At 44.7% G+C, this 2,873-nt stretch carries 3 protein-coding genes; all 3 read left to right on the top strand.

Translation table 11 applies throughout. The annotated features are described in order from the left end of the window. Window positions 1–3: 3 nt before the first annotated feature. The 3 genes from CAG68_RS19645 to CAG68_RS19635 are packed head-to-tail and all read left to right on the top strand — an operon-like array spanning window position 4 to window position 2,734. A complete protein-coding gene (locus CAG68_RS19645; RefSeq protein ID WP_005382190.1) occupies window positions 4–231 on the top strand; it encodes a FeoA family protein in 228 nt (75 codons plus the stop codon). Then, window positions 231–2,507, top strand: coding sequence for a Fe(2+) transporter permease subunit FeoB (gene feoB / locus CAG68_RS19640; protein WP_161441553.1), 2,277 nt, complete (start codon window positions 231–233; stop codon window positions 2,505–2,507). The genes CAG68_RS19645 and feoB overlap by 1 nt, the downstream gene beginning before the upstream one ends. Continuing rightward, window positions 2,504–2,734, top strand: coding sequence for a FeoC-like transcriptional regulator (locus tag CAG68_RS19635; RefSeq protein WP_005426709.1), 231 nt, complete (start codon window positions 2,504–2,506; stop codon window positions 2,732–2,734). Before feoB ends, CAG68_RS19635 begins: the two co-directional genes overlap by 4 nt. The last annotated feature ends 139 nt before the right edge of the window (window positions 2,735–2,873 follow it).

The raw sequence follows: 2,873 nt of genomic DNA, 5'->3' as shown, positions 1-2,873 counted from the left end.
ACTATGAAGTTATCAGAGATTAATCCTGGCGATACGGTGACGATTCGGTTGTTAGATGGTCTTTCATCAGATATCAGAAAGAAACTCATGGTAATGGGGCTGCTTCCCAATACAGAAGTCAAAGTGATTCGACGTGCGCCAATGGGCGATCCTTTACAAGTCGAAGTCCGTGGTGTGTCTGTCGCATTGCGAGAAACAATTGCTCAGAAAATTGAAGTGGAGCGAGTGTAATGCAATATCAAGTGCTAACTGTAGGTAACCCTAATAGTGGTAAAACGACGCTATTTAATGGTTTAACTGGCGCAAAACAGCAAGTTGGTAACTGGGCAGGCGTCACGGTTGAAAAGAAAACGGGACAATTCAAGCATGCTGGGGATGAGTTTTTGCTCACTGACCTTCCGGGTATTTACTCATTAGACAGTGGTAATGATAGTAATAGTATTGATGAATCCATCGCATCGCGTGCGGTTCTAACTCATCCTGCTGATCTCATTATTAACGTGGTGGATGCTACAAGTTTAGAGCGCAGCTTATATATGACGCTGCAACTTCGCGAACTTGGTCGCCCTATGATTGTTGTCCTCAACAAGATGGATGCGCTAAAGCGTGAACGTCAGATGATTAACGTTGCAGAGCTTGAGAAAACGTTAGGTTGTCCGGTTGTCAGTTTATCTGCAACCAATAAAACTCAAGTGGCAGAGTTTAAAGAAAAGCTCCATAAATCCATCGTTCAAGGAGTGTCACTTAAAGAATTGTCTTTGCATTATGGTGAGAAGATGGAGTCGGCAATTCAAACGGTTTCCGCACTTTTTAACGACCAAACCGTCGCTCATCGTGCACTAGCGATTCGTGCGCTTGAAAAAGACACAATGGTGCTCAATAGTCTTTCTGATATTGATAGAAGCAAAGTCTTGGAAGTCATTACGACGTTAGATTTGGATATCGATTTGCATGTCGCGGATACTAAGTACACGCATCTGCATGAACAGTGTAAAAAAGTTCGCCGAAGCGAAGGCAAGTTAAGTCGTAGTGTGACTGAAAGACTCGACCAGTTTATTTTGAACAAGTGGATTGGAATTCCTTTCTTCTTTGTTGTTATGTACCTGATGTTTATGTTCTCGATTAACATCGGTAGTGCATTTATCGACTTTTTTGACATTGGTGTGGGCGCATTATTGGTTGATGGTGGGCATCACTTGTTAGACGGTCATTTGCCTGTGTGGTTAGTGACGGTTCTTGCTGATGGTATCGGTGGTGGTATCCAGACGGTTGCAACCTTCATTCCGGTTATCGCGTGTTTGTACCTCTTCCTAGCGGTACTTGAGAGCTCAGGTTACATGGCTCGTGCAGCATTCGTACTAGATAAAGTGATGCAGAAGATCGGCCTACCGGGCAAAGCATTTGTACCGTTGGTTCTTGGTTTTGGCTGTAACGTACCGTCAATCATGGCAACTCGTACTCTAGACCAAGAACGTGAGCGTAAACTGGCTGCCTCTATGGCACCATTTATGTCATGTGGTGCTCGTCTGCCTGTATACGCGCTATTCGCTGCGGCATTCTTCCCAGGTTCTGGCCAGAACATTGTATTCGCACTTTACCTACTTGGTATTGTGGCAGCGATCTTCACAGGTCTTTTCCTTAAGCACACGCTTTACCCAGGTAGCAGCGATAGCCTATTGATGGAAATGCCAGATTACGAGCTTCCGACGCTACAAAACGTGGTGATCAAAACTTGGCAAAAGCTAAAGCGCTTTGTACTTGGTGCAGGTAAAACCATCGTTATCGTTGTTGCTATTCTGAGTTTCTTCAACTCATTGGGGACTGATGGCAGTTTTGGTAACGAAGACAGCGAAAACTCTGTGCTTTCTAAAGCAGCGCAAGTTGTGACTCCAGTATTCTCACCAATCGGTGTTCAAGAAGACAACTGGCCAGCGACCGTAGGTATCATTACTGGTATCTTCGCAAAAGAGGCGGTAGTTGGTACGCTGAACAGTCTATACACGACGCCAAGCGACGGTGAAGACGCAGAATTTGATCTAATGGGCAGCCTAGAAGAGGCAGTAATGAGTATCCCTGAAAACCTAGCCGGTTTGAGCTACTCAGATCCACTAGGCATTGAAGTGGGTGACTTAACTGACTCAAATGCCGTTGCCGAAGAACAAGAAGTCGATGCTTCTATCTTCGGTAACATTAAATCGCAGTTTGCTTCTGGCAATGCCGCATTTGCTTACCTAATCTTTATCCTACTGTACACACCTTGTGTGGCGGCGATGGGGGCTTACGTACGTGAGTTTGGTCATAAGTTCGCACGCTTTATCGCGGTTTGGACAATGGGCTTGGCTTACCTATGTGCGACGTTCTACAACCAATTGACGCATTTCGCAGATAGCCCAGTAACAAGTGGTATTTGGATGGCTGTGATCGTAGCTATCTTCTTTGGCACATACCGTGTGTTCAAACGAGTTGGTAAGAAACAAAACGGTGCATTAGAGGCGCAAGTAGCATGATTTTAAAAGAGCTTTATCAATACATTGCAGACAAAGGAACCGTTTCCCAGTCAGATCTGGCTAAGCAGTTTGGGATGAGTGAAGATGGTGCTGACGCGATGTTAAGTGTGTGGATTAAGAAGGGCAAAATTAGCCGCCTAGTTGACACCAATAAAGCTCATGACGTGACTCGAGTTCGCTACTCAGTGACTAAACAAGATGGTTTGTCTCTGACAGTCACCATGTAGCGACTATCAAAATTAGTCACCTAAAAATTATCACGTAAAAACGACAAAGCCGCATCAGCAATGATGCGGCTTTTATTTTGCTGGTTATTGTTTGTGAATACAGCGAAATTAATGTTCTTCAGAGTGTTTAGTCGCGCCT

The organism is Vibrio sp. V42_P2S4T144 (assembly GCF_009904715.1).
GTDB classification, from domain to species: domain Bacteria; phylum Pseudomonadota; class Gammaproteobacteria; order Enterobacterales; family Vibrionaceae; genus Vibrio; species Vibrio alginolyticus.
Note: the sequence above shows the minus strand (reverse complement) of the source record. Positions and strands in the feature narration are given on the sequence as shown.

Bases quoted from the DNA above. Each gene is read 5' to 3' on its own strand.
- CAG68_RS19635 (WP_005426709.1), top strand. From the start codon at position 2,504: ATGATTTTAAAAGAGCTTTATCAATACATTGCAGACAAAGGAACCGTT.
- CAG68_RS19645 (WP_005382190.1), top strand. From the start codon at position 4: ATGAAGTTATCAGAGATTAATCCTGGCGATACGGTGACGATTCGGTTG.
- feoB (WP_161441553.1), top strand. From the start codon at position 231: ATGCAATATCAAGTGCTAACTGTAGGTAACCCTAATAGTGGTAAAACG.